This is a genomic window from Pseudomonas sp. GOM7, assembly GCF_026723825.1.
Taxonomy (GTDB): domain Bacteria; phylum Pseudomonadota; class Gammaproteobacteria; order Pseudomonadales; family Pseudomonadaceae; genus Aquipseudomonas.
This window is the reverse complement of the sequence record NZ_CP113519.1, coordinates 4,695,446-4,720,293: the sequence shown is the minus strand read 5'-3', so window position 1 is coordinate 4,720,293 and position 24,848 is coordinate 4,695,446. Positions and strand designations below refer to the sequence as shown.

Below are 24,848 nucleotides of genomic sequence, written 5' to 3'. Positions count from 1 at the left end.
TGCAAGCCGCAAGTAAAAACGAAAGCCGAGCTGCTCTTGCTTGCAGCTTGAGGCTTGTAGCTTGTGGCTGCGCTTAAAGCGCCCCCATCACCCGGCCGGCGAAGCCGAACACGCGGCGCGCGCCGGCCAGTTCCACCAGTTCCACCTCGCGGCTCTGCCCAGGCTCGAAGCGCACGGCGGTGCCGGCCGGGATGTTCAGGCGCATGCCGCGCGCGGCGGCGCGGTCGAACAGCAGGGCGTCGTTGGTCTCGAAGAAGTGGTAGTGCGAGCCGACCTGGATCGGCCGGTCGCCGCTGTTGGCCACGGAGAGGGTCAGGGTGCGGCGACCGGCATTGAGTTCTATCTCGCCGTCGGCAATCTGGTATTCGCCAGGAATCATGGTTCAGGCCTCGCAAGCGTCTTGTAGTAGATGGCATTGGCCCGATAGATACCGTCCGGGCCGCAGGCGTAGTCGGGTAGGCCACCGATGCACTGGTAGCCAAGGTGGCGATAGAGCTGTTCCGCGTCGCTGCCAGCTTCGGTGTCGAGGTACAGCAGGCCACGCTTGCGGCTCGCCGCTTCCTGTTCGACGGCCTGCATCAACAGGCGGGCGATACCGCGTCGGCGCGCCTCGCTCAGCACCAGCAGCTTCTGGATTTCCGCGCGGTTCAGGCCATTGGGCTTCTGGCACAGGCTGAGTTGCACACTGCCCAATACCTCGCCGCGTTCGTGTGCGATCCAGAGCAGCAGTGAACCCTCCAGTAGCGCCGCCTCTACCTGAGCGAAATAGGCATGGGCGCCCTGGGCGTCGAGGTCGGCGAGAAACCCCACCGAAGCACCGTGCTCGACCGCATCGAGCAGCAGGGCGATCAGGCCCTGGCGGTAAGCGGCGAAGTCGTCGGAGGTGAGCATGTGCGGTGTCACGTCCATGGGGTCACTCACCGAGGATCAGTTGCATAAAGGTCAGATCCAGCCAACGGTCGAATTTGCGGCCGACCTGGGGCATCTGCCCGCTGGTGACGAAACCGAGGCGCTGGTGCAGGCGGATCGAGGCGGTATTTTCCGATTCGATGGCCCCCACCATGACATGCAGCTTGGCCGCTCTGGCCCGTTCGATCAGCGCCTGCATCAGCACCGGCCCCAGGCCTTTTCCGCGCTGGTCGGCACGCACGTAGACCGAGTGCTCGACGGTGTGTTTATAGCCGTCGTGCGGGCGCCAGGCGCCATAGCTGGCATAGCCGAGCACCTCGCCGGCTGCATCGCGCGCCACCAGCACGGGGAAGCCCGCTGCCGTGCGCTCGGCCAGCCAGGCGCGGCGGTTGGCCAGATCCACCAGGGTTTCGTTCCAGATCGCCGTGGTGAATTCCACCGCGTCGTTGTAGATGGCCAGGATGCCGGGCAGATCGGCTTCGCAGGCGTCGGCTATGGCGTGGTTCATGGCTTAGGCGATCGGTTGGTGGACGGTCACCAGCTTGGTGCCGTCGGGGAAGGTGGCCTCGATCTGGATTTCCGGGATCATCTCCGGTACGCCCTCCATCACCTGATCGCGGGCTAGCAGGGTGGTGCCGAAGTGCATCAGCTCGGCCACTGTCTGGCCGTCGCGGGCGCCTTCGAGCAGGGCAGCGGAGATATAGGCCATGGCCTCCGGGTAGTTCAGCTTCACGCCACGGGCCAGGCGGCGCTCGGCCACCAGGCCAGCGGTGAAGATCAGCAGCTTGTCTTTCTCGCGTGGACTCAGATCCATCGTGTTACTCCATTGGGGCGTATGCCTGGCATCGCCGGAATGCGTCGTGGGGTAGGGCGGATGTCGCTTTTTACGTTCGCCGTCATGTGCTCCAGATTCGCGGTGGTACCGCCTCGCGCCCCAGCAGCGCCGGGCGCAGCAGGCGCCACAGGGCGATCAGCCAGGCACGCGCCTTGAGCGCTTCACTGGCCAGGCAACGGGCCACCAGCAGGCCCGAGAGCTGGCTGAGATCGCCGCGCACACCGTCGATCTTCAGCTCGCGGCAGCGTTCCTGCAGGTCGCTGTCCACCTCACCGCTGACCAGCAGGGTGGCGAACACCGGCTGGCCGTCGAGGCCGATGGGCGAATCCAGCAGGCCGTCGCCGCCGCTCACGCGCTGGCGTTCGTGCCACAGCAGCTTGCCGTCGCGGCGGATATCCAGCGCGGCCTGGAAGTGGCCGCTGGTGAAGCGCTCGTCGGCAGCGGGGCGACCGAGGGCGATGATGTCCCAGTACAGCAGGCGGGCGTCGCCGCGCAGCTCGATCTGCGTGTGCAGCTCGGCCTGGGCGCCGGCGTAAATGATGGTTTCCTGCGGCAGCCATTCCAGCGTGGCGCCGGCTTCGACGTGCAGGCGCAGATCCTGCCGGGCGATACCGGCAGCGCGGTACCACTTGGCCGCGCCAGGGCTGGTGAGCTGTACCCAGGTGCCTTCGCCGGCATGGGCCGAGATGTCCAGGCGGTCACCCCCGGCGATGCCGCCAGGCGGGTGGACGATGATGTGCTGGCAGACCTGTGGCCCTTCGGCATACAGATGCTTCTGCACCCTAAGAGGGCCGAGATGACGCCTATGCACTGGAGTGGTGCGTTCGCCATGCCGCGCGTAGGCCAGCTCCAGCTCGGCGGGCCAGCTCGGCGTGAACAGGGTGGCAGGCAGATTCATGGCAGGGCAGGGATTCCACGGGTAGTTGACCGAGTGGGCAAGCAAGAGGCGTGCCCTGAACCAAATCGGTGCGTGGAAGGCACGTGCCGGGCAGGTGGTGTTGCACCTGCCCCAGTGAGCCAGTGCAAGTCATTGATACTGCTCGCTTTTTGTTCGCTCAGCGGAAAGCCCCGGCGCACTAGTCAGGGCGTCGAGGCTCCCCAGCTTATCCACAGGTTGATCCACGCAAGCCGTGGATAGCTGGGCGCTGCATCCGCCCTGGCTTCATTCCTCCTGGCGCAGGTTCAGCTCCACCATCAGATCGTCGGCCAGGGTTTCCAGGCGCGCCTGCAACTGCTCCAGTGGCAAGGTTTCGGGCACCGCCAGCAGAGCTTCGGCGGTGAACAGCAACTCGCCGCTCATCGGCGCCGGGGCGACCTCGGTGAGCAGGCTTTCCAGGTTGACCCCCTGTTCGGCCAGCACGCGGGTGATGTCGCGCACGATGCCGGGGCGGTCATTGCCCACCAGCTCCAGGCGGATCGAGCTGAAACGCCCACCCGGCTCGCTGCCGCTGGCCGCCAGTTGCACACGGATGCCCTGTGCGCTCAACGCTTCTAGATCCTTGATCAGGCCGCCATGTGCCTCGGCCGGCAGTTCCACCCGCACGATCCCGGCGAACTGCCCGGCCATGCGTGCCATGCGGCTTTCCAGCCAGTTGCCGCCGTGGGCGGCGACGCAGCCGGACAGGCGCTCGACCAGGCCCGGTTGATCTTCGGCAATCACTGTCAATACCAGATGATCCATGTACAGCCTCTCTCATTGAGTTCCAGTGGACTGATCGCCAAGCGCCAGCCAGTAGGTGAAGAACTGCTCGTCCCGAATGTAACCCAGGCGCTCGTACAGGCGCTGCCCGGCAAGGTTGGTCTTGGCCGTTTCCAGTTGCAGGCCACAGGCGCCATGCGCTTCGGCATGGGCACGAGCAGCATTCATCAGCGCTTCGCCAACACCGGCACGGCGCGCGTGCTCCTCGACGTACAGATCGCTGAGCAGCCAGGCCGGGCGCAGTGCCAGGGACGAGTGGAAGGGGTAGAGCTGGACGAAGCCTTGCGCTCGACCGCCCTCATCGCGGGCGATCAACAATTGCGCATCGCCCTGAGCCAGCCGTGCACCGAGGAAGGCATGGATGTCCTCAGCGCCGCGTGGCACCTCATAGAAGCGCAGGTAGGCCGCGAACAACGGGACGAGGTCGCTCAGGTCGGATGGGGTCGCGGCGGTAACGAGCATGGCATTCTCCAACGGGGTCGTTGCAGTATAGGCGGGCAGGCGCTCAGGGCATTGTTCTCAATAGTCAGTAATCTTGTATACAAAAAACAGGTTTGTATGCTGCAATGCCTTGGACTGCTGGCTTCAGGATTTTGCATGTGACTGAAATTAGAACTTTGGTCGCGGACTGACGCCCTTCCGGTGCATTTTCCAGAAATCTTGATGTAGTATGCCGCGCCAAGGACTACAAGACGGCCAGACCGTCTCCGATGCGGCTATCGTAAAGCTCTAGAGAGTGAGGCAAGTGATGACTGAACGCGTTCAAGTCGGTGGCCTGCAGGTCGCCAAAGCCCTGTACGACTTCGTGAACAACGAAGCCATTCCTGGCACCGGCCTCGCTGCCGACAAGTTCTGGGCCGGTGCCGCCGCGGTGATCGGCGAGCTGGCACCGAAGAACCGCGCTCTGCTGGACAAACGCGACGAGCTGCAGGCGCAGATCGACGCCTGGCACCAGGCGCGCAAGGGCCAGGCCCATGACGCCGCTGCCTACAAGGCCTTCCTGCAGGAAATCGGCTACCTGCTGCCGGAGCCGGCCGACTTCCAGGCCGCTACCACCAATGTCGACGAAGAAATCGCCCGCCTGGCCGGCCCGCAACTGGTGGTGCCGGTGATGAACGCACGCTTCGCCCTGAACGCCTCCAATGCCCGCTGGGGCTCGCTGTACGATGCCCTGTACGGCACCGACGTGATCAGCGAAGAAGGTGGCGCCGAGAAGGGCAAGGGCTACAACAAGGTACGCGGCGACAAGGTCATCGCCTTTGCCCGCGCCTTCCTCGATGAGGCCGCGCCGCTGGCTGCGGGCTCGCACGCTGACTCCACCGGCTATCGCATCGAAGGCGGCAAGCTCATCGTCGCCCTCAAGGGCGGCAGCAACAGCGGCCTGCGTGACGACGCGCAACTGGTCGGCTTCCAGGGCGAGGCCAGCGCGCCGATCGCCGTGCTGCTCAAGCACAACGGCCTGCACTTCGAGATCCAGATCGACCCGAACAGCCCCATCGGCAGCACCGACGCCGCCGGCGTGAAAGACGTGCTGATGGAAGCCGCGCTGACCACCATCATGGACTGCGAAGACTCCGTGGCCGCCGTCGATGCCGACGACAAGGTGGTGGTCTACCGCAACTGGCTGGGCCTGATGAAGGGCGACCTGGCCGAGGAAGTGTCCAAGGATGGCACCACCTTCACCCGTACCATGAACCCGGATCGCGTCTACACCCGCCCGGACGGCTCCGAGCTGACCCTGCACGGCCGCTCCCTGCTGTTCGTGCGTAACGTCGGCCACCTGATGACCAACCCGGCCATCCTCGACGCCGAGGGCAACGAGATCCCGGAAGGCATTCAGGACGCCCTGTTCACCAGTCTGATCGCCATTCACAACCTCAATGGCAACACCACGCGCAAGAACACCCGGACCGGCAGCGTCTACATCGTCAAGCCGAAGATGCACGGCCCGGAAGAAGTCGCCTTCGCCAGCGAGGTCTTCGCCCGCGTCGAAGACGTGCTGGGCCTGCCGCGCAATACCCTGAAGGTCGGCATCATGGACGAGGAGCGCCGCACCACGGTCAACCTCAAGGCCTGCATCAAGGCCGCCGCCGAGCGCGTGGTATTCATCAACACCGGCTTCCTCGACCGCACCGGTGACGAGATCCACACCTCCATGGAAGCCGGCGCCGTGGTGCGCAAGGCGGCCATGAAGAGTGAAACCTGGATCGGTGCCTACGAGAACAACAACGTCGACGTCGGCCTGGCCACCGGCCTGCAGGGCCGCGCGCAGATTGGCAAGGGCATGTGGGCCATGCCCGACCTGATGGCCGCCATGCTCGAGCAGAAGATCGCCCACCCGCTGTCCGGTGCCAACACCGCCTGGGTGCCGTCGCCGACCGCCGCCACCCTGCATGCGCTGCATTACCACAAGGTCGACGTGTTCGCCCGTCAGGCCGAACTGGCCAAGCGCACCCCGGCTTCCGTGGACGACATCCTGACCATCCCGCTGGCCAAGGACACCAACTGGAGCCAGGACGAGATCCGCAACGAGCTGGACAACAACGCTCAGGGCATCCTCGGTTACGTGGTGCGCTGGATCGACCAGGGCGTGGGCTGCTCCAAGGTGCCGGACATCAACGATGTCGGCCTGATGGAAGACCGCGCCACCCTGCGTATTTCCAGCCAGTTGCTGGCCAACTGGCTGCGCCACGGCATCGTCACCGAGGCGCAGGTGGTGGAAAGCCTCAAGCGCATGGCACCGGTGGTCGACCGGCAGAACGCAGGTGATCCGCTGTACCGCCCGATGGCGCCGGACTTCGACAACAACGTCGCCTTCCAGGCCGCGCTGGAGCTGGTGCTCGAAGGCACCAAGCAGCCCAACGGTTACACCGAGCCGGTGCTGCATCGTCGTCGTCGTGAGTTCAAGGCCAAGAACGGGCTGTAAGACGCCAACAAAAAACCGCCTCGATGAGGCGGTTTTTTTATGGGCGGTGGATCATTGCGAGTGGTGGTGCCGGCGTTGGTATGGTTCGGCGGACTGTTCGCTGGCGCTACGGGCGGGCGGCGTTCCGATCAGTCCTACGCCTGATTTTTTGATACCGAACCGGCAATACTGTGTTGGTGTTTTAGGTGTTTGTTCCGAATTGCCGCGTTTTTGTTGATGTCTTGGGTTTCGCCTTCCCAGGCGAGTCACTTTTGACGGGCAAAAGTAACCAAAACCCTCCGCCCGATCATCCGAGCTAGGCGCCCCCGCCCTGCTGCGCCAGGGTTCGCTCACTCCATCGCCGCTCCAGAGGCCCGCCGCGATGGGCCATCCATGGCCCATCGCGGCTCTCGGCTTTGGCATCCTGCGTCGCTCTACCTCCTGCATCCATGCAGTCGTCGCGGCATCCATGCCGCTCAACCTCTTCCACGACGATTCCGTTCGCCCTCCTGGGCGGGCTCTGCACGCGCCTGAACGTGTGGTAACTCAGATGTAGCTGGAGTGCTCTGGCAAGAGCTACAGCGAGCCGCTGTGGCCATCGAGTCAAACCGATAGTTTCAGGCGCGCGAAAGTCCCCCTTCAGGAGGCCGAACGTAGGCATTGCGCAGGGGGCGAGCGGCATGGATGCCGCGAGAGGCTTGAAGGGCCATGGATGGCCCTTGCAAGCCGACCCCGGAGCGGTGCCGGAGTGAGGGGAGTCGAGCGCAGCGAGACCCGGATGGCGGGGGTGCGTTTCTTTTGCTTACTTTTCTTTGCGCATTTCAAAGAAAAGTCAGTCGCCGAGGGGCGAAACCCGTAATACCTGAAAACACCGGAGCGGCGGCAAGTACACCAAGGCAAGCCAAAACACAAACTCGCCAATCTAGTATCAGAGAGACTCCGCAGAACCTCCCTGATACCCAAAACCAGCCCTCACCGGTTGCCCGGCACCTGCTTCGGGTGAGCCCCCGTGGTGTTGTTGATCAGGCTGTCGGTAGCCGTCTGCTCGAACGCCGAGAGCTTGTGCTCCAGCTCACTGCGCAGTTGCGGCTCATCGACCACCTTGCCACCGGCCTCACGCCCCAGCCAGTAACGATACAGTTGCGCGTCGCGATCACGCGGCTTGACCAGGATGTGCTCGCCACTGACCAGTGCCACGGTCGGGTCACTACCTGAAGGCTTGATCACCGCCACGCCAGCATCGCCTTCAGGAAGGCTCAGCAGGTCACGTCCCCAGCATTGCTGCTGCGTCGGCTCGCCCAGGCGGCCCATGATGGTGGGCACCACGTCGATCTGGCTGCCAACGACATCACGGCTGCTACCAAAGGTTTCCTGCACGTCAGGGCCGATCATCAGCAGCGGGACGCTGAAACGTGACAGATCCATCTCGGTGATCTGCTCGTCGTTGCCAAAACCGTGATCGCCCAGGATCACGAACAGGGTGTCCTTGAAGTACGGCTCCTGGCGCGCCTTGGCGAAGAATTGGCCGAGCGCCCAGTCGGCGTAACGCATGGCGGTCAGGTGCTCGTCCAGCGAGCCATGGCCGGTGACGCGCTCGACCGGCAGGTTCTCCGGCAGGGCGTAAGGCGTGTGGTTGGACAGGGTTTGCAGCAGCGCGTAGAACGGCTTGCCCTGCTTGTCCAGGCTGGCCAGCTCGGTGGTAGCACGGTCGAACATGTCCTGATCGGATACGCCCCAGGTCGGGTCGATGAACACCGGATCGACGAAGTCCTCACGGCCGACGAAGTTGCGCATGCCCTGGTTGCCGAAGAAACCCGACTGGTTGTCCCAGGAGAAGCTGCCGTTGTAGACGTAGACGTCGTCATAGCCACGCACGCTGAGCTGCTGCGGCAGCCCGGAGAACTGGTGGCCACCTTCGGGCATGCGCATCAGGTACTCGAACCCCGGCAGGTTGGGGAAGCAGGCCATGGTGGCGAACATGCCCTGGTGGGTATGGGTGCCGTTGGAGAAAAAATGCTGGAACAGCAAGCCCTCCTTGGCCAGGGCGTCGAAGTTCGGCGTGATGCCGTCGGCATTGCCCATGGCGCCGATGTAGCGGCCGGCCATGCTCTCCATGAGGATCACCACCACGTTGCGCACCTGCGGCAGGCGCCCGGCGGCAGGTGGCGTGGTGATACGGCGGATCGCCGCCTGGTCGGCATCGATCAGGCGGTCGTTCGGCGTCAGCAGCAACTTGCGCGTCGTCTGCAGCGCCTCGGCTTCAGGCAGCGTCGCCTTCCAGCGGTTGTCGCCCTGATCGGAGAAGAAGTAGCTGGCGGCGCTCACCAGGGTCAGCGTGCCGTTGAGGCCGAGGTGGTTGGCGAACATCGATTCGGTGGTATAGGCATCGCCCCAGCGCAGCGGCGGACCGGAACGCAGGGTGCCACGCGCGGTCGCCACGCAGACCAGCAGAAGCACCAAGAACACTGCAATACGCGTCGACCAGCGCGACGCGAGCGACTCAGCCGAGGCGCGAGTTGCCTGCTCGATGCGCCGAAACAACCAGGCCAGCAGCACAGTGGCCAGTGCCCAGCCCAGCAGCAGGCGCAGCACCGGAAAGCCGTGCCAGATCATGCTCGACACCGTGCCGAGGTCTTCCTGCATGTACTGGAACACCAGGCTATTCAGGCGCTGGTGGAATTCGCGATAGAAGTTCAGCTCCGCCACCGCCAGCAGCAGGCACAGACTGGTGGCGACGGTCAGCCAGGCAACGTGCAGGCGACGCGCGGCCATGGCCCGCAGGCTGAACAGCGACAGGGTCAGCGGAATGCACAGGTAGACGATCAGGCGTAGGTCGAAGCGAGCGCCATTGAAGAAGGCCTCGCCGAAGCTGGCCAGCGGCGTCTGCCCGATCATCGCGTGGTTGTAGGCCAGCAGGCCGGCACGGGCCAGGGCGAAGAGCAGCAGCATGCACAGCGCGCTGCCGAGTATGAATGCCAGGTGACTGCCAATACTGACCTGCACCGTCGGGTGGGCGGTGGATGCGGGTGACTGCATGAAATGGCCTTGGTCTGAGATATGAGATCTGCGTCCGGCGCGCTGCGCAGGAGCGAGGCGCCAGAGTCGCAGTGTGATGCAATGCACGTCAAAATTTCGTCAAAATAATTCAACTCCATCGCTTTGATGAGCGCTGCGACTTAGGTGCAATGGGCATTTGGCCGAACAACGGGCACAATGCAGGCAAACAAGATCATGAGACCGCGCCATGAGCAAAGCGGACACGCTCGCCCAGGCGGGCAGAACGGCGGTGCTGCAGAACATCCATGGCACCATGGAGTTCCTGCAGAAATTTCCCCCCTTCAACCAGATGGACACCGCCCACCTGGCGTATCTGGTCGAGCATTGCCAGCTACGCTTCTATGCCGAGGGCGATTCGATCATCAAGCCCAGCGATGGCCCGGTCGAGCACTTCTACATCGTCAAGCAGGGGCGGGTGCATGGCGAGCGCCCGCACTCGGCGCGGCGCGGCACCGAGACCACCTTCGAGATCACCGCCGGCGAGTGCTTTCCGCTGGCCGCGCTGATCGGCGAGCGGGCCACCCGTACCGAGCACCTGGCCGCCGAAGACACCTTCTGCCTGCTGCTGGCCAAGCACGCCTTCGTCAAGCTGTTCGCCATTTCCAACCCGCTGCGCGACTTCGCCCTGCGCGGCGTCAGCAGCCTGCTCGATCAGGTCAACCAGCAGGTGCAGTTGCGCGCCGTGGAAACCCTCGGCGCGCAATACTCGCTGGACACCCGCCTGGGCGAACTGGCCATGCGCCAACCCATCGGCTGCGCCCCGGACACCTCGCTGCGCGACGCCGTACGGTTGATGCACGAGCAGCATGTCGGCAGCATCGTGGTGCTCGACCCGCAGCGTCGCCCGCAAGGCATCTTCACCCTGCGTGACCTGCGTCGGGTGGTGGCCGATGGCGTCGACCTGGCACAGCCGATCAGCGCGCTGATGACCACCGAGCCTTTCCATCTGCCGCCCGATGCCAGCGCCTTCGATGCCGCCATCGCCATGACCGAACGGCATATCGCCCACGTCTGCCTGGTGGAGAACGGGCAACTCTGCGGGGTGATCTCCGAGCGTGATCTGTTCAGTCTGCAGCGGGTCGATCTGGTACATCTGGCGCGTACCATCCGCCATGCCGGCAGGCTGGAGACCCTGGCCGGACTGCGCAGCGATATCCGCCTGCTGGTCGATCGCATGCTCGCCCACGGCGCCAGCTCGACGCAGATCACCCATATCGTCACCCTGCTCAACGACCACACCGTATGCCGGGTGATCGAGCTGACCCTCGAGGAATTGGGCGACCCCGGCGTGCCCTTCACCTGGCTGTGCTTCGGCAGCGAAGGTCGCCGCGAACAGACCCTGCATACCGACCAGGACAACGGCATTCTCTTCGAGGCCGCCGATGCTGCCGAAGCTGCCACCATCCGTGGGCGCCTGCTGCCGCTGGCTGCCGAGATCAACCAGCGTCTGGCGCAGTGCGGTTTCACCCTGTGCAAGGGCAACATCATGGCCGGCAATCCCGAGCTGTGCCTGTCGCGCCAGGAATGGTCGCGGCGCTTCGCCCGCTTCGTCAGCGAGGCCACGCCGGAAAACCTTTTGCGGTCGTCGATCTACTTCGACCTGCGCAGCGTCTGGGGGCCGGCCGAGGGCTGCGAGCAACTGCGCAGCGAGCTGCTCGAGCGGGTCGCCGGCAACAGTCTGTTCCAGCGCATGCTGGCCGAGAACGCCTTGCGCCAGCGCCCGCCGGTGGGGCGCTTCCGCGACTTCGTGGTGGCCCGCTCGGGGGCCGACAAGGACACCCTCGACCTCAAGGTGCAGGGCCTGACACCCTTCGTCGACGGTGCGCGCTTGCTGGCGCTGGCCAATGGCATCGGCGCCGTCGGTACGCTGGAGCGTCTGCGCGTGCTGGTCAGCCGCGGGGTGATCGATGCGCAAGATGGCGCGGCCTTCGAGGAGGCCTATCATTTCATCCAGCAGACGCGCATGCAGCAGCATCAGTTGCAGGCGCGCGACGAGCTGCCTTACTCCAATCGTCTCGATCCCGACAGCCTCAACCTGCTGGATCGGCGCATCCTGCGCGAGTCCTTTCGCCAGGCGCAGCGCCTGCAGAGCAGCCTGAGCATGAGGTATCAGCTATGAGCAGGTTCACCTGGTTCAGTGGCCGTGGCCCGGCCCTGACCCAGCAGCAACTGGAGCGTCGCCAGGCCCTGGCGCTACCGGTGCCGCTGGACGAGCGCCCGCTGCACCAGCAGCGCTTCGTCGTCCTCGATCTGGAAACCACCGGTCTGAACCTGCGCCGCGACCTGGTGCTGGCCATCGGCGCGGTGGTGATCGACAACGGCGCCATCGACTTCGCCGAGCAATTCGAGTGCACCCTGTGCCGGCCGAACCACCAGGCCAGCGTCAGTACCCTGATCCATGGTATCGCCCCCAGCGAGGTGGCACGTGGCGTCGATCCGGCGCAGGCGCTGCTGGAGTTCATGGAGTTCGTCGACGACAGCCCGCTGCTGGCATTTCACGCCGGGTTCGATCAGCGCATGCTGGCCCGGGCCCTCAAGCAGAGCCTGGACTATCGCCTGCAGCATCATTTCTTCGACGTGGCCGAGATCGCCCCGCTGCTGTGCCCCGACAGCGCGTCGCAGCTACGCGGCCTGGACGCCTGGGTCGATGCCTTCGGCTTGCAGGTGCAGCAGCGTCACCATGCCAGCGCCGATGCACTGGTCACCGCCGAACTGGCCCTGATGCTGTTCAGCAAGGCGCGGCGCCAGGGCATCGACAGCCTCGTCGAGCTGGAGCGTCAGCTTGTCAGCCGGCGGCGCCGACAGCACGCCATGTCGCTCTAGAACAGGCGCAGCGGCTCCTCATCCAGCGCTGCCAACTGCTCGCGCAAGGCGAGGATCTGGTCGCCCCAGTAACGTTCGCCCGCGAACCAGGGGAAGGCCAGGGGGAAGGCCGGGTCGTCCCAGCGCTTGGCGATCCAGGCGCTATGATGCATCAGGCGCAGCGCACGCAGGCCTTCGATCAGCGGCAGCTCGCGCGCGGCGAAATCGTGGAACTCCTGATAACCGTCCACCAGTTCGGCGAGCTGACCGAGGCGTTCATGGCGCTCGCCTGCCAGCATCATCCACAAGTCCTGTACCGCCGGGCCCATGCGGCAGTCGTCGAGGTCGACCATGTGAAAGGCGTCGTCGCGGTGCAGCAGGTTGCCGGGGTGGCAGTCACCGTGCAGGCGAATGGGCTGGTAACGCACGCTGGTGAAGAGCTGGTCGAGGCGCGCCAGCAGGTCGCGGGCCACCGAGGAATAGGCTGGCAGCAGGCTCTTGGGCACGAAACTGCCCTCGAGCAGCGAGGCCAGGGCGGCGTGACCGAAGTTGTCCACACCCAGGGTTTCGCGATGGACGAAGGGGCGGCTGGCGCCAATGGCATGCATGCGCCCGAGCAGTTGGCCGAGGCGATACAACTGATCCAGGTTACCCGGCTCGGGCGCGCGCCCGCCGCGGCGCGGGAACAGGGCGAAACGGAAGCCGCCATGCTCGAACAGCGTCTCTCCATCGCGCACCAGGGGCGCCACCACCGGCACTTCGTGCTCGGCCAGCTCCAGGCTGAAGGCATGCTCTTCGCGTATGGCCGCATCGCTCCAGCGATCCGGGCGGTAGAACTTGGCGATCAGTGGCGTTTCCCCTTCGATACCCACCTGATAGACGCGGTTTTCGTAGCTGTTCAGTGCCAGCACGCGGGCATCGCTCAGATAGCCGAGGCTCTCCACGGCATCGAGCACCAGATCCGGGGTGAGGGTGGCGAAGGGATGGCTCATGGCGGGCTCCTTGGGCATGGCTGCACAGTCTAGCGGCTTGTCAGGGGCGCGGGTTCGCTTCGCGGAAAATTCACGCCACCTAGCGCAGCCCGTAGCCCGGATGCAATCCGGGGCGACTCCCGGATTGCATCCGGGCTACAACTGCGTACCCAGCAGCACCTGGCTGGCAGCGAACTGCGCGCGTACCGCCGTGCCGACCGCCAGCCCCAGGCGCTGCAAGCGCTCGGCCCCGGCCAGGGCGCAGAGGGTCTGGCCGTTGGCCAGGGCGATGCGCACTTCGCTGGGGCCGTCGCTGGCCGGCAGTACCTGCTCGATCAGCCCCTCCAGGCAATTGTCGGCATCCGGGACAACTGGCGAGACAGGCTGCAGCTCCAGCCAGCCGGCCTTGATCAAGGCCACCACGCTACTGCCGATCGCCAGTTGCAGGCGCTCGGTACTGCCGCGGGTGATCTGCGCGCGCAGGCTCAGGCCGCCAGGCAGTTCGATGTCGATGAGGTGGTTGTGGCCTTGGGCCTCGATGCCGCTTACCCGCCCGGCCAGTTGGTTGCGCGCACTGGTACGCAGCATCAGACGCCCCAGCAGTTGCAGGTCGGCATCGTCCTCGGCGGCCTGCAGCAATTGCGCTTGCAAGGCCTGCAGCCGTTGGTGCAGGGCCAGCAGGCGGGCACCGGCCGGGGTCAGGCTGGCGCCGCCGCCACCCTTGCCGCCGACGCTGCGGCTGACCAGCGGCTGGTCGGCCAGGTTGTTCAGCTCGTCGATGGCGTCCCAGGCGGCCTTGTAGCTCAGCCCGGCGGCCTTGGCGGCGCGGGTGATCGAGCCCTGCTTGGCGATCTGTTCCAGCAGGGCCAGGCGCTGCGGGCGGCGGTTGAGCATCTGCGCGAGAGGGTCGAGCTGCGGCATGGCGGATGGAGTCGGCAAGCGTGGGCGACAAGCATACCCAATCGCTGGCGCTCGTTCAGTCTCCGGGTGGCGGCGTGCGCGCCAGGCAGTAGACATCCACGCGCTCGGCACCTGCGCGCAGCAGCAGGCGGGCGAGGGTATTGGCCGTGGTGCCGGTGGTCAGCACATCGTCGACCAGAGCCAGATGTTGCCCTGCGATCTTCGCGGCGTCGACCACCTGGAAGGCCTGGCGCAGGTTGCGCTTGCGCGTGGCGGCGTCCAGGCCCTGCTGGGCGGGTGTGTCCTGCGTGCGCACCAGCCAGTCGTCGGACGCGGGAATCTGCAAGGCGCGGCTCAGCCAATCGGCGAGCATGCGCGCCTGGTTGAAACCGCGCTGGCGTTCACGTCTGCGCGCCAAGGGCACGGCCAGTAGCGCCTGTGGGCGTGGCAGGCCCTCGTCGTAGGCATGCTGCAGGTGTTCGGCCAGCAGCTCGCCGAGCAGACGGCCGAAGGGCCATTGCCCCTGATGCTTGAAGCGGGTGATCAGGTTGTCCACCGGGAAGGCGTAGCGCCAGGGCGCCTCGACACGGGCGAAGGCGGGTGGCTTCTTCTGGCAGGCGCCGCAGATCATGCCCTGAGCGGGCAATGGCAGCGCGCAGATCTGGCAGTGGCTGCCAAGCCAGGGCAGCTCGGCCTCGCAGGCCGTGCAGATGTCATGGCGCGGATGATCGGTGGTTTCGTCGCAGAGCTGGCAATGACGGCGCGGCGCCAGCCAGGCGGGGCGTTGCAGGGGGAAAAGTCGCAGCGGGGCCATGCTCGCTCCTCCCTGAGGCGAAGCCCTCAGCCTAGTCGCACATCAGCGAATCAGCCAGCCCATCACCATCAGCCCCAGCAGCAGCCAGATCACCCCGCCGATGATGGAGCGCCTGAGCAGGGCGCGCACGCCGTTGTAGAGAAACAAGAGGCCGATGATCAGCAGGAGGATGCTGAAGATCGAACTGTCCATGCCGATGGCGTTGGCCAGACCATGGAGGAAGTCGTCGATGGCATCGGCCACGGCGCTCAGCGCGCCGGAGAGCATGTCGACGACGAAGCGGATGACCCGGCCGAGCGCCTCGCCCAGTCCCTCGAAGAAACCTTCTACCTGCATGTCGTGCTTCCTGTTCTGCGTTGATCATTGGGCCTTGGGCCATCAGGGAAGTTCTGTGGCTATTTTTTGCTCATATGTAAACCAGTGTCTTTTTGGTGGTTGACAGCGTTCCAAGGCTTTCTATGATGGCCTCAGCCTGAATGCCCCCCATGGGCCCGACAACAGACGCAAGCAAGCGTCGAGGGACTTCGCTGATGAGCGCAACCGCCACCCCCACCCGTCACGACTGGACGCTCGCCGAAGTGCGTGCGCTGTTCGAGCAACCCTTCAACGACCTGCTGTTCCAGGCGCAGAGCGTGCATCGTGAGCACTTCGACCCCAACCGCGTGCAGGTTTCCACCCTGCTGTCGATCAAGACCGGCGCCTGCCCGGAAGATTGCAAGTATTGCCCGCAGTCCGGCCACTACAACACCGGCCTGGACAAGGAAAAACTGATGGAGGTGCAGAAGGTGCTGGAGGCGGCCGCCGAGGCCAAGGCCATCGGCTCCACGCGCTTCTGCATGGGCGCGGCGTGGAAGCATCCGTCAGCCAAGGACATGCCCTACGTGCTGGAGATGGTCAAGGGCGTGAAGAAGCTCGGCCTGGAAACCTGCATGACCCTCGGCCGCCTGGATCAGGAGCAGACCCAGGCGCTGGCCGACGCCGGCCTGGACTACTACAACCACAACCTCGACACCTCGCCGGAGTTCTACGGCAACATCATCACCACCCGCACCTATGGCGAGCGCCTGCAGACTCTGGCCTACGTGCGCGAGGCGGGGATGAAGATCTGCTCCGGCGGCATCCTTGGCATGGGCGAGTCGCTGGATGACCGCGCCGGCCTGTTGATCCAGTTGGCCAACCTGCCGGAGCACCCGGAAAGCGTGCCGATCAACATGCTGGTCAAGGTCAAGGGCACGCCGCTGGCCGAGGAGAAGGACGTTGACCCCTTCGACTTCATCCGCACCCTGGCCGTGGCACGCATCATGATGCCGAAGTCCCACGTGCGCCTGTCCGCCGGTCGCGAGCAGATGAACGAGCAGATGCAGGCCCTGGCTTTCATGGCCGGCGCCAACTCGATTTTCTACGGCGAGAAGCTGCTGACCACTGGCAACCCCCAGGCGGATAAGGACATGGCTCTGTTCAAACGTCTTGGCATCAAGCCGGAGGAACGCGAGGAGCATGCTGATGAGGTACACCAGGCGGCCATCGAGCAGGCACTGGTCGAGCAGCGCGACTCCAAGCTGTTCTACTCGGCCGTCTGACGACGGCCGCCATGAGCCGCAAGTGTCGCTTGCTTGCCTCTTGAAGCTTGTGGCTTGCCGCTTGGAGCTTTGTAATGCCTTTCGATTTATCCGCCCGCCTGGCAGAGCGCCAGGCCGCCGATCTGTTCCGCCAGCGCCCGCTGCTGCAGAGCCCGCAAGGGCCGCAGGTGCATGCCGATGGCAAGCAACTGCTGGCCTTCTGTTCCAATGACTATCTAGGCCTGGCCAATCACCCGGACGTCATACGCGCGCTGCAACAGGGGGCGCAGAAATGGGGCGTCGGCGGCGGTGCCTCGCATCTGGTGATCGGCCACAGCACACCACATCACGAGCTGGAAGAGGCGCTGGCCGAATTCACTGGCCGTTCCCGCGCGTTGCTGTTCTCCACCGGCTACATGGCCAACCTGGCTGCCGTCACCGCGCTGGTGGGGCAGGGCGACAGCGTGCTGGAGGATCGCCTCAACCACGCCTCGTTGCTCGACGCCGGCTTGTTGTCCGGCGCGCGCTTCTCCCGTTATCTGCACAACGATGCGGTCAGCCTGGCCAGTCGTCTGCGCAAGGCCAGCGGCAACTGCCTGGTGGTCAGCGATGGGGTGTTCAGCATGGACGGCGACCTGGCCGATCTGCCGGCACTCTGCGCTGAGGCACGCGCCCGCCAGGCCTGGGTGATGGTGGACGATGCCCATGGCTTCGGCCCGCTGGGGGGGAGCGGTGGCGGCATCGTCGAGCACTTCGGTCTGGGCCAGGATGACGTGCAGGTGCTGGTCGGCACCCTGGGCAAGGCCTTCGGCACGGCCGGGGCGTTCGTCGCCGGCAGCGAGGAACTGATCGAAACCCTGATCCAGTTCGCCCGGCCCTATATCTACACCACCAGCCAACCACCCGCCGTGGCCTGCGCCACCCTGAAGAGCCTGGAGCTGCTGCGCAGCGAGCACTGGCGTCGGGAGCATCTGAACCGGCTGATCTCCCGCTTCCGCCAGGGGGCTGCCGAGATCGGTCTGCACCTGATGGAGAGTCCTACGCCGATCCAGCCGATTCTGGTGGGCGACAGTGCCCGTGCGCTGAAGCTTTCCGCTCTGCTCAAGGAACGCGGTCTGCTGGTGGGCGCCATTCGCCCGCCGACGGTGCCGGCAGGCAGCGCGCGGTTGCGCGTCACGCTGTCCGCCGCGCACAGCGAGGCGCAGCTCGAACGCCTGCTGGAGGCTTTGTCCGAGTGCTGGCCGCTGGTGAGCCCCGATGACTGAGCGGCTGATCCTGTTGCCAGGCTGGGGGCTGGACGGTGCGCTGCTGCAACCTCTGGCCCAAGCCCTGGGCGATACCCTGCAGGCAGAGATTGCGCCATTGCCAAGGCTGACCACGGCAGACCCCAACGCCTGGCTCGACGAGCTGGAGGCGCGGCTGCCCAGCGATTGCTGGCTGGCCGGTTGGTCGCTGGGCGGCATGCTGGCCAGCGCTTTGGCGGCGCGCCGTGGCGCGCGCTGTCGTGGGCTGATCAGCCTGGCCAGCAATGCCTGCTTCGTCGCGCGCGAGGATTGGCTCAGTGCAATGCCTGCTGACACCTATGCCGCCTTCCATGCCGGCTGCGAGGCCACTCCAGCCGCCACCCTCAAGCGCTTCGCCCTGCTCTGCGCCCAGGGCGCTGCCGATGCACGCGGCCTGTCACGACAACTGCAGGCTCACCTGCAGACGAACGCTGACGAGCACCTGCTCGCCGGGCTCGAGGTGCTGGCCCGCCTGGACAACCGCAACGCCCTGGCGAGCTATGCCGGGCCGCAACTGCATCTGCTGGCCGAGCAGGACGCCCTGGTGCCGGCGGCGGCCGGCGAAGCCTTGCTGGCGCTGCTGCCGGCAGGCGAAGTGGACGTGCTGGAGGGGTGCAGCCATGGCTTCGTGCTGGAGCAGCCAGCCAGCCTGGCCGCACTGATGCTCGACTTCATCTGCGAGGCCCATGATGGTGACCTGTAGGGTGCGCCCTGCGCACCGGCTGCCTGAATCTCAGGAAGCACAGCCCGGACTGCTGCCGGACAAACGCCAGGTAGCGGCGTCCTTCTCCCGTGCGGCGGCCAGCTATGATGCCGTCGCCGAATTGCAGCGCAGTGTCGGTGACGAGTTGCTGGCGCGCTTGCCGACGGATATGCAGCCAAGGCGTTGGCTGGATCTGGGCAGCGGCACCGGGCATTTTACCCGGGCCTTGGCCGCGCTCTTCAACGCCGAGGGCCTGGCCCTGGACATTGCCGAGGGCATGTTGCGCCACGCCAGACCTCAGGGTGGCGCTGCGCACTTCATCGTCGGCGATGCCGAGGCGTTGCCCTTGCAGGACGCCTGCCTCGACCTGCTGTTCTCCAGCCTGGCGCTGCAATGGTGCGCCGACTTCGCCCTGGTTTTGCAGGAGGCCACGCGGGTCTTGCGGCCAGGTGGCGTGCTGGCCTTTTCCAGCCTGTGCGTCGGTACCCTGCAGGAACTGCGTGATAGCTGGCAGGCGGTCGATGGCTTCGTCCACGTCAACCGTTTCCGTCACTTCGAGGACTACCAGCGTCTGTGCGCGGCCAGCGAGCTGCAGGTGCTGAGCCTGCAACGCCAGGCCCATCGCCTGCATTTTCCCGATCTGCGCAGCCTGACCCGTTCGCTCAAGGACATCGGCGCGCACAACCTCAACCCCGGGCGCCCGGATGGCCTCACCGGCCGTGCCCGTATCGCCGCGCTGCTGTCGGCCTACGAGCGTTATCGCGAGACGGACGGCCTGCCGGCCACCTACCAGGTGGTCTATGGCGTCCTGCTCAAGCCCTTCTGAACCCTCCTGCGCAACGGAGAAACAACCTGCCATGCCCCATGCCTATTTCGTCACCGGCACCGATACCGAGATCGGCAAGACCACCATCGCCGCCGGCCTACTGCATGCCGCGCGCCTGCGCGGCCTGAGTACGGCGGCGGCCAAGCCGGTGGCCTCCGGCTGCGTGATGACGGCGCAGGGCCTGCGCAACGACGACGCCCTGGCACTGCTCGGTGAGTGCTCGCTGCCGCTGCGCTACGAGGAGGTCAACCCGCTGGCCTTCGCCCCTGCCATCGCCCCGCACCTGGCCGCCCGCGAAGCGGGGGTGACGCTGGATGTCGCCACGCTGCAAAAGGCGGTGGAGGCCATACTGGAGCGTGGCGCGGACTTCACCCTGGTGGAAGGGGCGGGTGGCTGGCGCGTGCCGCTGGCCGGACAGCAGACCCTGTCCGATCTACCCGTGGCATTGAACCTGCCGGTGATTCTGGTGGTGGGCGTGCGCCTGGGCTGCATCAACCACGCTGTGCTCAGTGCCGAGGCCATTGCCCGTGACGGCCTGCACCTGGCCGGTTGGGTGGCCAATATCGTCGATGCCGATACCTCGCGCCTCGCGGACAACCTCGCCACTCTTGGCGAACGCCTGCCAGCCCCCTGTCTGGGGCAGGTGCCCTGGCTGAAGCAGGCCACGCCAGCGGCTGTCGCCAAGCACCTATACCTTGATGGCCTGTCGCTATCGTAATAAGCGGTAACGCGAGCATAGCCATTTCTCTGTACATTTTTTAGGCAGTATCTGCTTCAATACAGTCCATCAGCTTCCAACCCCGCGAGGGCGTTCATATGGAAATTTCTTCCAGCGCATTCAGTTCCGGTCTCAGTGGCATTCAGTCCGGTCAGCGCCGCGCTGAGCAAGCCGCCGCCGAAATTGCCGGCAACAGCCTGCCCGCTACCCAACCGGCGAACCCGAACCCTGCGCAGAATCAGGTCAATCCGACCCGGCAGAGCGCCGAGCCGACCAGCCCCGATTTGACCGAAAGCCTGGTCTCGCTACGTGTTGCCGAAAACGAAGTACGTGCCAACTCCAAGGTGGTCAAGACCGCCGACGAGGCGTTGGGCACCCTGATCGATACCCGCGCCTGACGGCGGCCTCGTGCCCCGGTCGTTGGCTGTCATGCGGGAAGGTAGGCACAGATGCAGATTGCCAGCAGCACGGCCTATATCCCCGCCCAGCCGATAGCCTCAGCGGCCCGGCCGCTTTCTTCCGACGCCACTCCCGACCTCGCTCGCTCCGATCTGGCTCCGGTCGCGCCGACGCAGGAGGCGCAGGCCGATAATGCCGCTTCACCCCGCGAAGAGGCCGATCAGTCCCCTACAGATGGCCAGTCCGCCAGGCGCGATCAGCAACTGCTCCAGGAACAAGCCGAAATCTCCCAACTGAGCCGACGTGACCGCGAGGTGCATGCGCACGAGCAGGCGCACGCCGCCGTGGGGGGGCAATACGCCGGCGCCCCCACTTACGACTTCAAACGCGGGCCCGATGGCCAGCGTTATGCGATATCCGGTGAAGTCAGCATCGACGTCAGCCCGGTGCCCAACGATCCCGCAGCGACCCTGCAGAAAATGGAGATCGTCCGGCGCGCCGCGCTGGCCCCTGCCGAACCCTCCGCCCAGGATCTGAGCGTTGCCGCCATGGCGCAGGCGCAGGCGGCCCAGGCGCGCGTGGAGTTGGCGCAACAGCGCCGCGAAGAAACCACCGAAGCCAGCGACGAAACGCAGCAGGGCGAGGAGCAGGCGGCGGATGGCGAGAAGCCCACCAGCAGCGATTCCCAGCAGCCCTCCACGGCAGCACCTAGTCTTGATCTATATCGGCGTATCGGTGCCGAGCAGACGGTGGTATCGCGCATCGATCAGGTCGCCTGACCGGCCGATTGCCAGTGCTTGACAAAGGGTGAGCCCTAAACGTATGTTTCAAACGCCTGTTTGATTGCCGGCCCGCTTTCAGTGGCTAGGCAGCCGGGAGCGATCCCGCAGAGACCGAGAATCCGGTCACCCTGACAACTGACTCCATCGCAGAGGTTTACCGTTATGCCTGACTACAAGGCCCCCTTGCGTGACATTCGTTTCGTTCGTGACGAGCTGCTGGGCTATGAAGCTCACTACCAGAGCCTGCCAGGTTGTCAGGACGCCACTCCGGACATGGTCGACGCCATCCTCGAAGAAGGCGCCAAGTTCTGCGAGCAGGTGCTGGCACCGCTGAACCGCGTCGGTGACACCGAAGGCTGCACCTGGAGCGAGTCTGGCGTGAAGACCCCGACCGGCTTCAAGGAAGCCTATCAGCAGTTCGTCGAAGGTGGCTGGCCGAGCCTGGCGCACAGCGTCGAGCACGGTGGCCAGGGCCTGCCGGAATCCCTCGGCCTGGCCGTCAGCGAGATGGTCGGTACCGCCAACTGGGCATGGGGCATGTACCCCGGTCTGTCCCATGGCGCGATGAACACCATCGAATCCCACGGCACCGACGAGCAGAAGCACACCTACCTGACCAAGCTGGTGTCCGGCGAGTGGACTGGCACCATGTGCCTGACCGAGCCGCATTGCGGCACCGACCTGGGCATGCTGCGCACCAAGGCCGAGCCTCAGGCCGACGGCACCTACAAGGTCAGCGGTACCAAGATCTTCATTTCCGCGGGTGAGCACGACATGGCCGAGAACATCGTCCATATCGTGCTGGCGCGCCTGCCCGATGCACCGGCCGGTACCAAGGGTATCTCCCTGTTCATCGTGCCCAAGTTCCTGCCCAATGCCGAAGGCGGCGTGGGTGAGCGCAATGCCGTGGCCTGTGGCTCCATCGAGCACAAGATGGGCATTCACGGTAACGCCACCTGCGTGATGAACTTCGATGGCGCCACCGGCTTTCTCATCGGCCCGGCCAACAAGGGCCTGAACTGCATGTTCACCTTCATGAACACCGCTCGCCTGGGCACCGCGCTGCAAGGCCTGGCCCATGCCGAAGCCGGTTTCCAGGGTGGTATCAAGTACGCTCGCGAGCGTCTGCAGATGCGTTCGCTGACCGGCCCGAAAGCGCCGGACAAGGCCGCCGACCCGATCATCGTGCACCCCGACGTGCGTCGCATGCTGCTGACCATGAAGGCCTTCGCCGAAGGCAACCGCGCCATGGTCTACTTCACCGCCAAGCAGGTGGACATCGTCAAGTACAGCCAGAGCGAAGAAGAGAAGAAGGCCGCTGACGAACTGCTGGCCTTCCTCACCCCGATCGCCAAGGCCTTCATGACCGAAGTGGGCTTCGAGTCCGCCTCCCACGGCATGCAGATCTACGGCGGCCACGGCTTCATCGCCGAGTGGGGCATGGAGCAGAACCTGCGCGACTGCCGCATCTCCATGATGTACGAAGGCACCACCGGCATTCAGGCGCTCGACCTGCTGGGCCGCAAGGTGCTGATGACCCAGGGCGGTGCGCTGAAGAACTTCACCAAGATCGTGCACAAGTTCTGCCAGGCCAACGAAGGCAACGAAGCCGTCAAGGAATTCGTCGAGCCGCTGGCCAAGCTGAACAAGGAGTGGGGCGACGTCACCATGAAGATTGGCATGGCGGCGATGAAGGATCGCGAGGAAGTCGGTGCCGCTTCGGTGGATTACCTGATGTACTCCGGTTACGCCTGCCTGGCCTACTTCTGGGCCGACATGGCGCGTGTGGCCGCCGAGAAGCTGGCAGCCGGCGAAGGCGATGCCGCGTTCTATCAGGCCAAGCTGCAGACTGCGCGCTTCTACTTCGCGCGCATCCTGCCGCGTACCCGTACCCATGTCGAAGCCATGCTTTCGGGTGCCAGCAACCTGATGGACATGGACGAAGAGCACTTCGCGCTCGGCTTCTAAGTTTCAGCCTGCTGCAAGAGGAGCGCCGCCCACTGGGCGGCGTTCCCGTTTCTGCCTTAGCAGGCAGTTGAAAAACTACCTGCGTTGGCAATACTGCGTTAAAAACAGCCTCGTGTGCGAGCCCAGTCAAAATGCTCATTTACAGCACGTAAACTGCGCTTTTTCGGCTGTTTTTGCCTTGTCTTGCCTGCCTCGCCTACGTTTTTCAACTGCCTGCTAGGAATGTCGCATTCCGTCGCTGTTTTCCTCCTGGGAAGCAGGCAGAATGCTTGCATCTTCCATCTCGGGTGCCGCCGTGATTCGTCTGGCCCGCTTGCGCTTCAGCCATTTCGTCTCGTCGTTGCCGTTTCTGCTCGGTGGCATGGTGGCCGCGCGCCTGCCCGTGCTCAACGAATTCTTCATTTCCCTGTTCAACGTGTTGCCGACCCTGCTGTTGCTGCTCGGTGGCGCCTTCTGCATGGTCTATGGCCGGCAACGCGAAGTCGTGCTGCTGGCGCTGCTTTATATCGGCTACTTCCTGCTCGATATCCAGGTCGATCACTTCCGCGAACATGGCCAGGTGCGCAGCGATGCGGTGCTGGTGTTCCACCTGATCTGCCTGCTGCTGCCTGCGCTCTATACCCTGTATGGCTGCTGGCAGGAGCGCTCGCATCTGCTGCAGGATCTGTTCGCCCGCGCACTGGTGCTGCTGGCGGTTGGCGCGGTGGCGCTCGGCCTGGCGCGACGCTATCCGCAGGGCATCGCCGACTGGCTGGTGCAGGTGCACTGGCCGGCGCTGCACGGTAGCTGGATGAGCCTGGCGCAACTGAGCTATGGGATGTTCCTGCTCGCCTTCATCGCCTTGCTGGTGCAGTACCTGCGTCTACCCAGGCCGCTGCATGCCGCACAACTGGTGGGGCTGCTCGGCCTGCTGTGGATGCTGCCGCAAGTGTTCATCCTGCCCCATGCATTGCAGGTGATGAGCAGCATGGTGATGCTGGTGCTGGTTGCCGCCGTGGCCCACGAGGCCTACCAGATGGCCTTTCGCGACGAACTCACCGGCCTGCCGGGGCGGCGTGCGCTCAACGAGCGTTTGCAGCGTCTGGGGCGTGACTACGTGATCGTCATGGTCGACGTCGATCACTTCAAGAAATTCAACGACACCCACGGACATGACGTCGGTGATCAGGTGCTGCGCCTGGTCGCCAGCCTGTTGCGCAAGGTGGGCGGCGGTGGCAAGGCCTATCGTTATGGTGGCGAGGAGTTCACCCTGCTCTTTCCCGGCAAGAGCCTGGAGCAGTGCATGCCGCACATGGAAGCCGTGCGCCTGGCCATCGAGCAGTACCGCATGCAGTTGCGTGACAAGCAGAACCGGCCGCGCGACGATCGTCAGGGCAAGCAGCATCGTACCGGCAAGAGTGCCAACGAAGTTTCGGTGACCGTGAGCATGGGGGCGGCCGAGCGCCAGGCGCAGCAGCGCCGCCCGCAGGAGGTGATCAAGGAGGCGGACAAGGCCCTGTACAGTGCCAAGGCGGCCGGGCGCAACTGCATTCGCAGTGCCGCGCAGCGGCGTGGCGCGGTGCGGGTGGTGGTTGACGGGGACTGAGCCTGGCTGCGTTCGCCCATGTTGGCAGAATGCATACGGGTGCTGAATGTTTGGTCACAACACGACCCTATGTGTCTGTCGAGTTGTTGTATTAAGCTCGGTCTCCTGTCGTCAGTCCGTTTCCCGAGGATAT

The 24,848-nt window shown here is 65.0% G+C and carries 24 protein-coding genes; 12 read left to right on the top strand and 12 right to left on the bottom strand.

Annotation, left to right across the window (positions count from 1 at the left end):
* Positions 1-73: 73 nt before the first annotated feature.
* The 7 genes from OU800_RS20920 to OU800_RS20890 form a co-directional block, all read right to left on the bottom strand.
* Positions 74-379: an urease subunit beta gene (locus tag OU800_RS20920; protein WP_268179262.1), complete on the bottom strand. Its 306-nt coding sequence runs from the start codon at positions 377-379 to the stop codon at positions 74-76.
* On the bottom strand, positions 376-909 hold the full coding sequence (locus tag OU800_RS20915; RefSeq protein WP_268179261.1) for a GNAT family N-acetyltransferase: 534 nt from the start codon (positions 907-909) through the stop codon (positions 376-378). Before OU800_RS20915 ends, OU800_RS20920 begins: the two co-directional genes overlap by 4 nt.
* Before the next feature lie 4 nt (positions 910-913).
* Complete coding sequence (locus OU800_RS20910; RefSeq protein WP_268179260.1) at positions 914-1,417, bottom strand: GNAT family N-acetyltransferase; 504 nt, start codon at positions 1,415-1,417, stop codon at positions 914-916.
* A 3-nt stretch (positions 1,418-1,420) separates the two neighbouring features.
* Positions 1,421-1,723, bottom strand: a complete 303-nt coding sequence (ureA, locus tag OU800_RS20905; RefSeq protein ID WP_004425162.1) for an urease subunit gamma — start codon at positions 1,721-1,723, stop codon at positions 1,421-1,423.
* Between the two features lie 82 nt (positions 1,724-1,805).
* Positions 1,806-2,642, bottom strand: coding sequence for an urease accessory protein UreD (locus OU800_RS20900; protein ID WP_268179259.1), 837 nt, complete (start codon positions 2,640-2,642; stop codon positions 1,806-1,808).
* Positions 2,643-2,906: 264 nt separating this feature from the next.
* The gene (locus OU800_RS20895; RefSeq protein ID WP_268179258.1) at positions 2,907-3,425 is read right to left on the bottom strand and encodes a glycine cleavage system protein R; all 519 of its coding nucleotides are present in this window, start codon (positions 3,423-3,425) and stop codon (positions 2,907-2,909) included.
* A gap of 12 nt (positions 3,426-3,437) precedes the next feature.
* Positions 3,438-3,905 carry a GNAT family N-acetyltransferase gene (locus tag OU800_RS20890; protein ID WP_268179257.1) on the bottom strand — a complete coding sequence of 156 codons (468 nt, stop codon included), beginning with the start codon at positions 3,903-3,905 and terminating at the stop codon, positions 3,438-3,440.
* Between the two features lie 286 nt (positions 3,906-4,191).
* Here OU800_RS20890 and OU800_RS20885 point away from each other — a divergent pair, with 286 nt between their 5' ends.
* Positions 4,192-6,369: a malate synthase G gene (locus OU800_RS20885; protein ID WP_268179256.1), complete on the top strand. Its 2,178-nt coding sequence runs from the start codon at positions 4,192-4,194 to the stop codon at positions 6,367-6,369.
* A gap of 951 nt (positions 6,370-7,320) precedes the next feature.
* Here OU800_RS20885 and OU800_RS20880 read toward each other — a convergent pair.
* Positions 7,321-9,384 carry an LTA synthase family protein gene (locus tag OU800_RS20880; RefSeq protein WP_268179254.1) on the bottom strand — a complete coding sequence of 688 codons (2,064 nt, stop codon included), beginning with the start codon at positions 9,382-9,384 and terminating at the stop codon, positions 7,321-7,323.
* 208 nt (positions 9,385-9,592) lie between these two features.
* On the opposite strand from OU800_RS20880, the gene OU800_RS20875 reads away from it, so the two are divergent.
* Entirely contained in the window at positions 9,593-11,524 is a 1,932-nt protein-coding gene (locus OU800_RS20875; RefSeq protein WP_268179253.1) for a putative nucleotidyltransferase substrate binding domain-containing protein, read from the top strand.
* Positions 11,521-12,228, top strand: a complete 708-nt coding sequence (locus OU800_RS20870) for a 3'-5' exonuclease (protein WP_268179252.1) — start codon at positions 11,521-11,523, stop codon at positions 12,226-12,228. Before OU800_RS20875 ends, OU800_RS20870 begins: the two co-directional genes overlap by 4 nt.
* On the opposite strand, the gene OU800_RS20865 is transcribed toward OU800_RS20870, so the two are convergent.
* The 4 genes from OU800_RS20865 to OU800_RS20850 form a co-directional block, all read right to left on the bottom strand.
* The gene (locus tag OU800_RS20865; protein ID WP_268179251.1) at positions 12,225-13,199 is read right to left on the bottom strand and encodes a serine/threonine protein kinase; all 975 of its coding nucleotides are present in this window, start codon (positions 13,197-13,199) and stop codon (positions 12,225-12,227) included. The genes OU800_RS20870 and OU800_RS20865 overlap by 4 nt on opposite strands.
* Positions 13,200-13,334: 135 nt before the next feature.
* Positions 13,335-14,099, bottom strand: coding sequence for a TOBE domain-containing protein (locus tag OU800_RS20860; protein ID WP_268179249.1), 765 nt, complete (start codon positions 14,097-14,099; stop codon positions 13,335-13,337).
* A gap of 55 nt (positions 14,100-14,154) precedes the next feature.
* A complete protein-coding gene (locus OU800_RS20855) occupies positions 14,155-14,892 on the bottom strand; it encodes a ComF family protein (protein ID WP_268179248.1) in 738 nt (245 codons plus the stop codon).
* A gap of 42 nt (positions 14,893-14,934) precedes the next feature.
* The gene (locus OU800_RS20850) at positions 14,935-15,228 is read right to left on the bottom strand and encodes a hypothetical protein (protein ID WP_268179247.1); all 294 of its coding nucleotides are present in this window, start codon (positions 15,226-15,228) and stop codon (positions 14,935-14,937) included.
* Between the two features lie 194 nt (positions 15,229-15,422).
* Between OU800_RS20850 and bioB the strand changes: the two genes are divergently transcribed.
* From bioB to OU800_RS20805, 9 genes are all read left to right on the top strand, one after another.
* Entirely contained in the window at positions 15,423-16,472 is a 1,050-nt protein-coding gene (bioB, locus tag OU800_RS20845; protein ID WP_268179246.1) for a biotin synthase BioB, read from the top strand.
* A gap of 74 nt (positions 16,473-16,546) precedes the next feature.
* Positions 16,547-17,716: an 8-amino-7-oxononanoate synthase gene (bioF, locus tag OU800_RS20840; RefSeq protein WP_268179245.1), complete on the top strand. Its 1,170-nt coding sequence runs from the start codon at positions 16,547-16,549 to the stop codon at positions 17,714-17,716.
* Positions 17,709-18,437 (top strand): alpha/beta fold hydrolase, encoded by a 729-nt coding sequence (locus tag OU800_RS20835; RefSeq protein ID WP_268179244.1) that lies wholly within the window; start codon positions 17,709-17,711, stop codon positions 18,435-18,437. The genes bioF and OU800_RS20835 overlap by 8 nt, the downstream gene beginning before the upstream one ends.
* On the top strand, positions 18,424-19,263 hold the full coding sequence (gene bioC / locus OU800_RS20830) for a malonyl-ACP O-methyltransferase BioC (protein WP_268184393.1): 840 nt from the start codon (positions 18,424-18,426) through the stop codon (positions 19,261-19,263). Before OU800_RS20835 ends, bioC begins: the two co-directional genes overlap by 14 nt.
* 31 nt (positions 19,264-19,294) lie before the next feature.
* Entirely contained in the window at positions 19,295-19,981 is a 687-nt protein-coding gene (bioD, locus tag OU800_RS20825) for a dethiobiotin synthase (protein ID WP_268179243.1), read from the top strand.
* A gap of 98 nt (positions 19,982-20,079) precedes the next feature.
* The gene (locus tag OU800_RS20820) at positions 20,080-20,379 is read left to right on the top strand and encodes a hypothetical protein (protein ID WP_268179242.1); all 300 of its coding nucleotides are present in this window, start codon (positions 20,080-20,082) and stop codon (positions 20,377-20,379) included.
* Between the two features lie 51 nt (positions 20,380-20,430).
* Entirely contained in the window at positions 20,431-21,159 is a 729-nt protein-coding gene (locus tag OU800_RS20815) for a putative metalloprotease CJM1_0395 family protein (RefSeq protein ID WP_268179241.1), read from the top strand.
* A gap of 165 nt (positions 21,160-21,324) precedes the next feature.
* Positions 21,325-23,130, top strand: coding sequence for a phenylacyl-CoA dehydrogenase (locus OU800_RS20810; RefSeq protein WP_268179240.1), 1,806 nt, complete (start codon positions 21,325-21,327; stop codon positions 23,128-23,130).
* A 295-nt stretch (positions 23,131-23,425) separates the two neighbouring features.
* Positions 23,426-24,715 (top strand): GGDEF domain-containing protein, encoded by a 1,290-nt coding sequence (locus OU800_RS20805; RefSeq protein WP_268184392.1) that lies wholly within the window; start codon positions 23,426-23,428, stop codon positions 24,713-24,715.
* Positions 24,716-24,848: the final 133 nt, after the last annotated feature.

Coding starts and splice junctions, on each gene's coding strand:
- OU800_RS20920 (WP_268179262.1), bottom strand. CDS start 379: ATGATTCCTGGCGAATACCAGATTGCCGACGGCGAGATAGAACTCAAT.
- OU800_RS20915 (WP_268179261.1), bottom strand. CDS start 909: ATGGACGTGACACCGCACATGCTCACCTCCGACGACTTCGCCGCTTAC.
- OU800_RS20910 (WP_268179260.1), bottom strand. CDS start 1,417: ATGAACCACGCCATAGCCGACGCCTGCGAAGCCGATCTGCCCGGCATC.
- ureA (WP_004425162.1), bottom strand. CDS start 1,723: ATGGATCTGAGTCCACGCGAGAAAGACAAGCTGCTGATCTTCACCGCT.
- OU800_RS20900 (WP_268179259.1), bottom strand. CDS start 2,642: ATGAATCTGCCTGCCACCCTGTTCACGCCGAGCTGGCCCGCCGAGCTG.
- OU800_RS20895 (WP_268179258.1), bottom strand. CDS start 3,425: ATGGATCATCTGGTATTGACAGTGATTGCCGAAGATCAACCGGGCCTG.
- OU800_RS20890 (WP_268179257.1), bottom strand. CDS start 3,905: ATGCTCGTTACCGCCGCGACCCCATCCGACCTGAGCGACCTCGTCCCG.
- OU800_RS20885 (WP_268179256.1), top strand. CDS start 4,192: ATGACTGAACGCGTTCAAGTCGGTGGCCTGCAGGTCGCCAAAGCCCTG.
- OU800_RS20880 (WP_268179254.1), bottom strand. CDS start 9,384: ATGCAGTCACCCGCATCCACCGCCCACCCGACGGTGCAGGTCAGTATT.
- OU800_RS20875 (WP_268179253.1), top strand. CDS start 9,593: ATGAGCAAAGCGGACACGCTCGCCCAGGCGGGCAGAACGGCGGTGCTG.
- OU800_RS20870 (WP_268179252.1), top strand. CDS start 11,521: ATGAGCAGGTTCACCTGGTTCAGTGGCCGTGGCCCGGCCCTGACCCAG.
- OU800_RS20865 (WP_268179251.1), bottom strand. CDS start 13,199: ATGAGCCATCCCTTCGCCACCCTCACCCCGGATCTGGTGCTCGATGCC.
- OU800_RS20860 (WP_268179249.1), bottom strand. CDS start 14,099: ATGCCGCAGCTCGACCCTCTCGCGCAGATGCTCAACCGCCGCCCGCAG.
- OU800_RS20855 (WP_268179248.1), bottom strand. CDS start 14,892: ATGGCCCCGCTGCGACTTTTCCCCCTGCAACGCCCCGCCTGGCTGGCG.
- OU800_RS20850 (WP_268179247.1), bottom strand. CDS start 15,228: ATGCAGGTAGAAGGTTTCTTCGAGGGACTGGGCGAGGCGCTCGGCCGG.
- bioB (WP_268179246.1), top strand. CDS start 15,423: ATGAGCGCAACCGCCACCCCCACCCGTCACGACTGGACGCTCGCCGAA.
- bioF (WP_268179245.1), top strand. CDS start 16,547: ATGCCTTTCGATTTATCCGCCCGCCTGGCAGAGCGCCAGGCCGCCGAT.
- OU800_RS20835 (WP_268179244.1), top strand. CDS start 17,709: ATGACTGAGCGGCTGATCCTGTTGCCAGGCTGGGGGCTGGACGGTGCG.
- bioC (WP_268184393.1), top strand. CDS start 18,424: ATGGTGACCTGTAGGGTGCGCCCTGCGCACCGGCTGCCTGAATCTCAG.
- bioD (WP_268179243.1), top strand. CDS start 19,295: ATGCCCCATGCCTATTTCGTCACCGGCACCGATACCGAGATCGGCAAG.
- OU800_RS20820 (WP_268179242.1), top strand. CDS start 20,080: ATGGAAATTTCTTCCAGCGCATTCAGTTCCGGTCTCAGTGGCATTCAG.
- OU800_RS20815 (WP_268179241.1), top strand. CDS start 20,431: ATGCAGATTGCCAGCAGCACGGCCTATATCCCCGCCCAGCCGATAGCC.
- OU800_RS20810 (WP_268179240.1), top strand. CDS start 21,325: ATGCCTGACTACAAGGCCCCCTTGCGTGACATTCGTTTCGTTCGTGAC.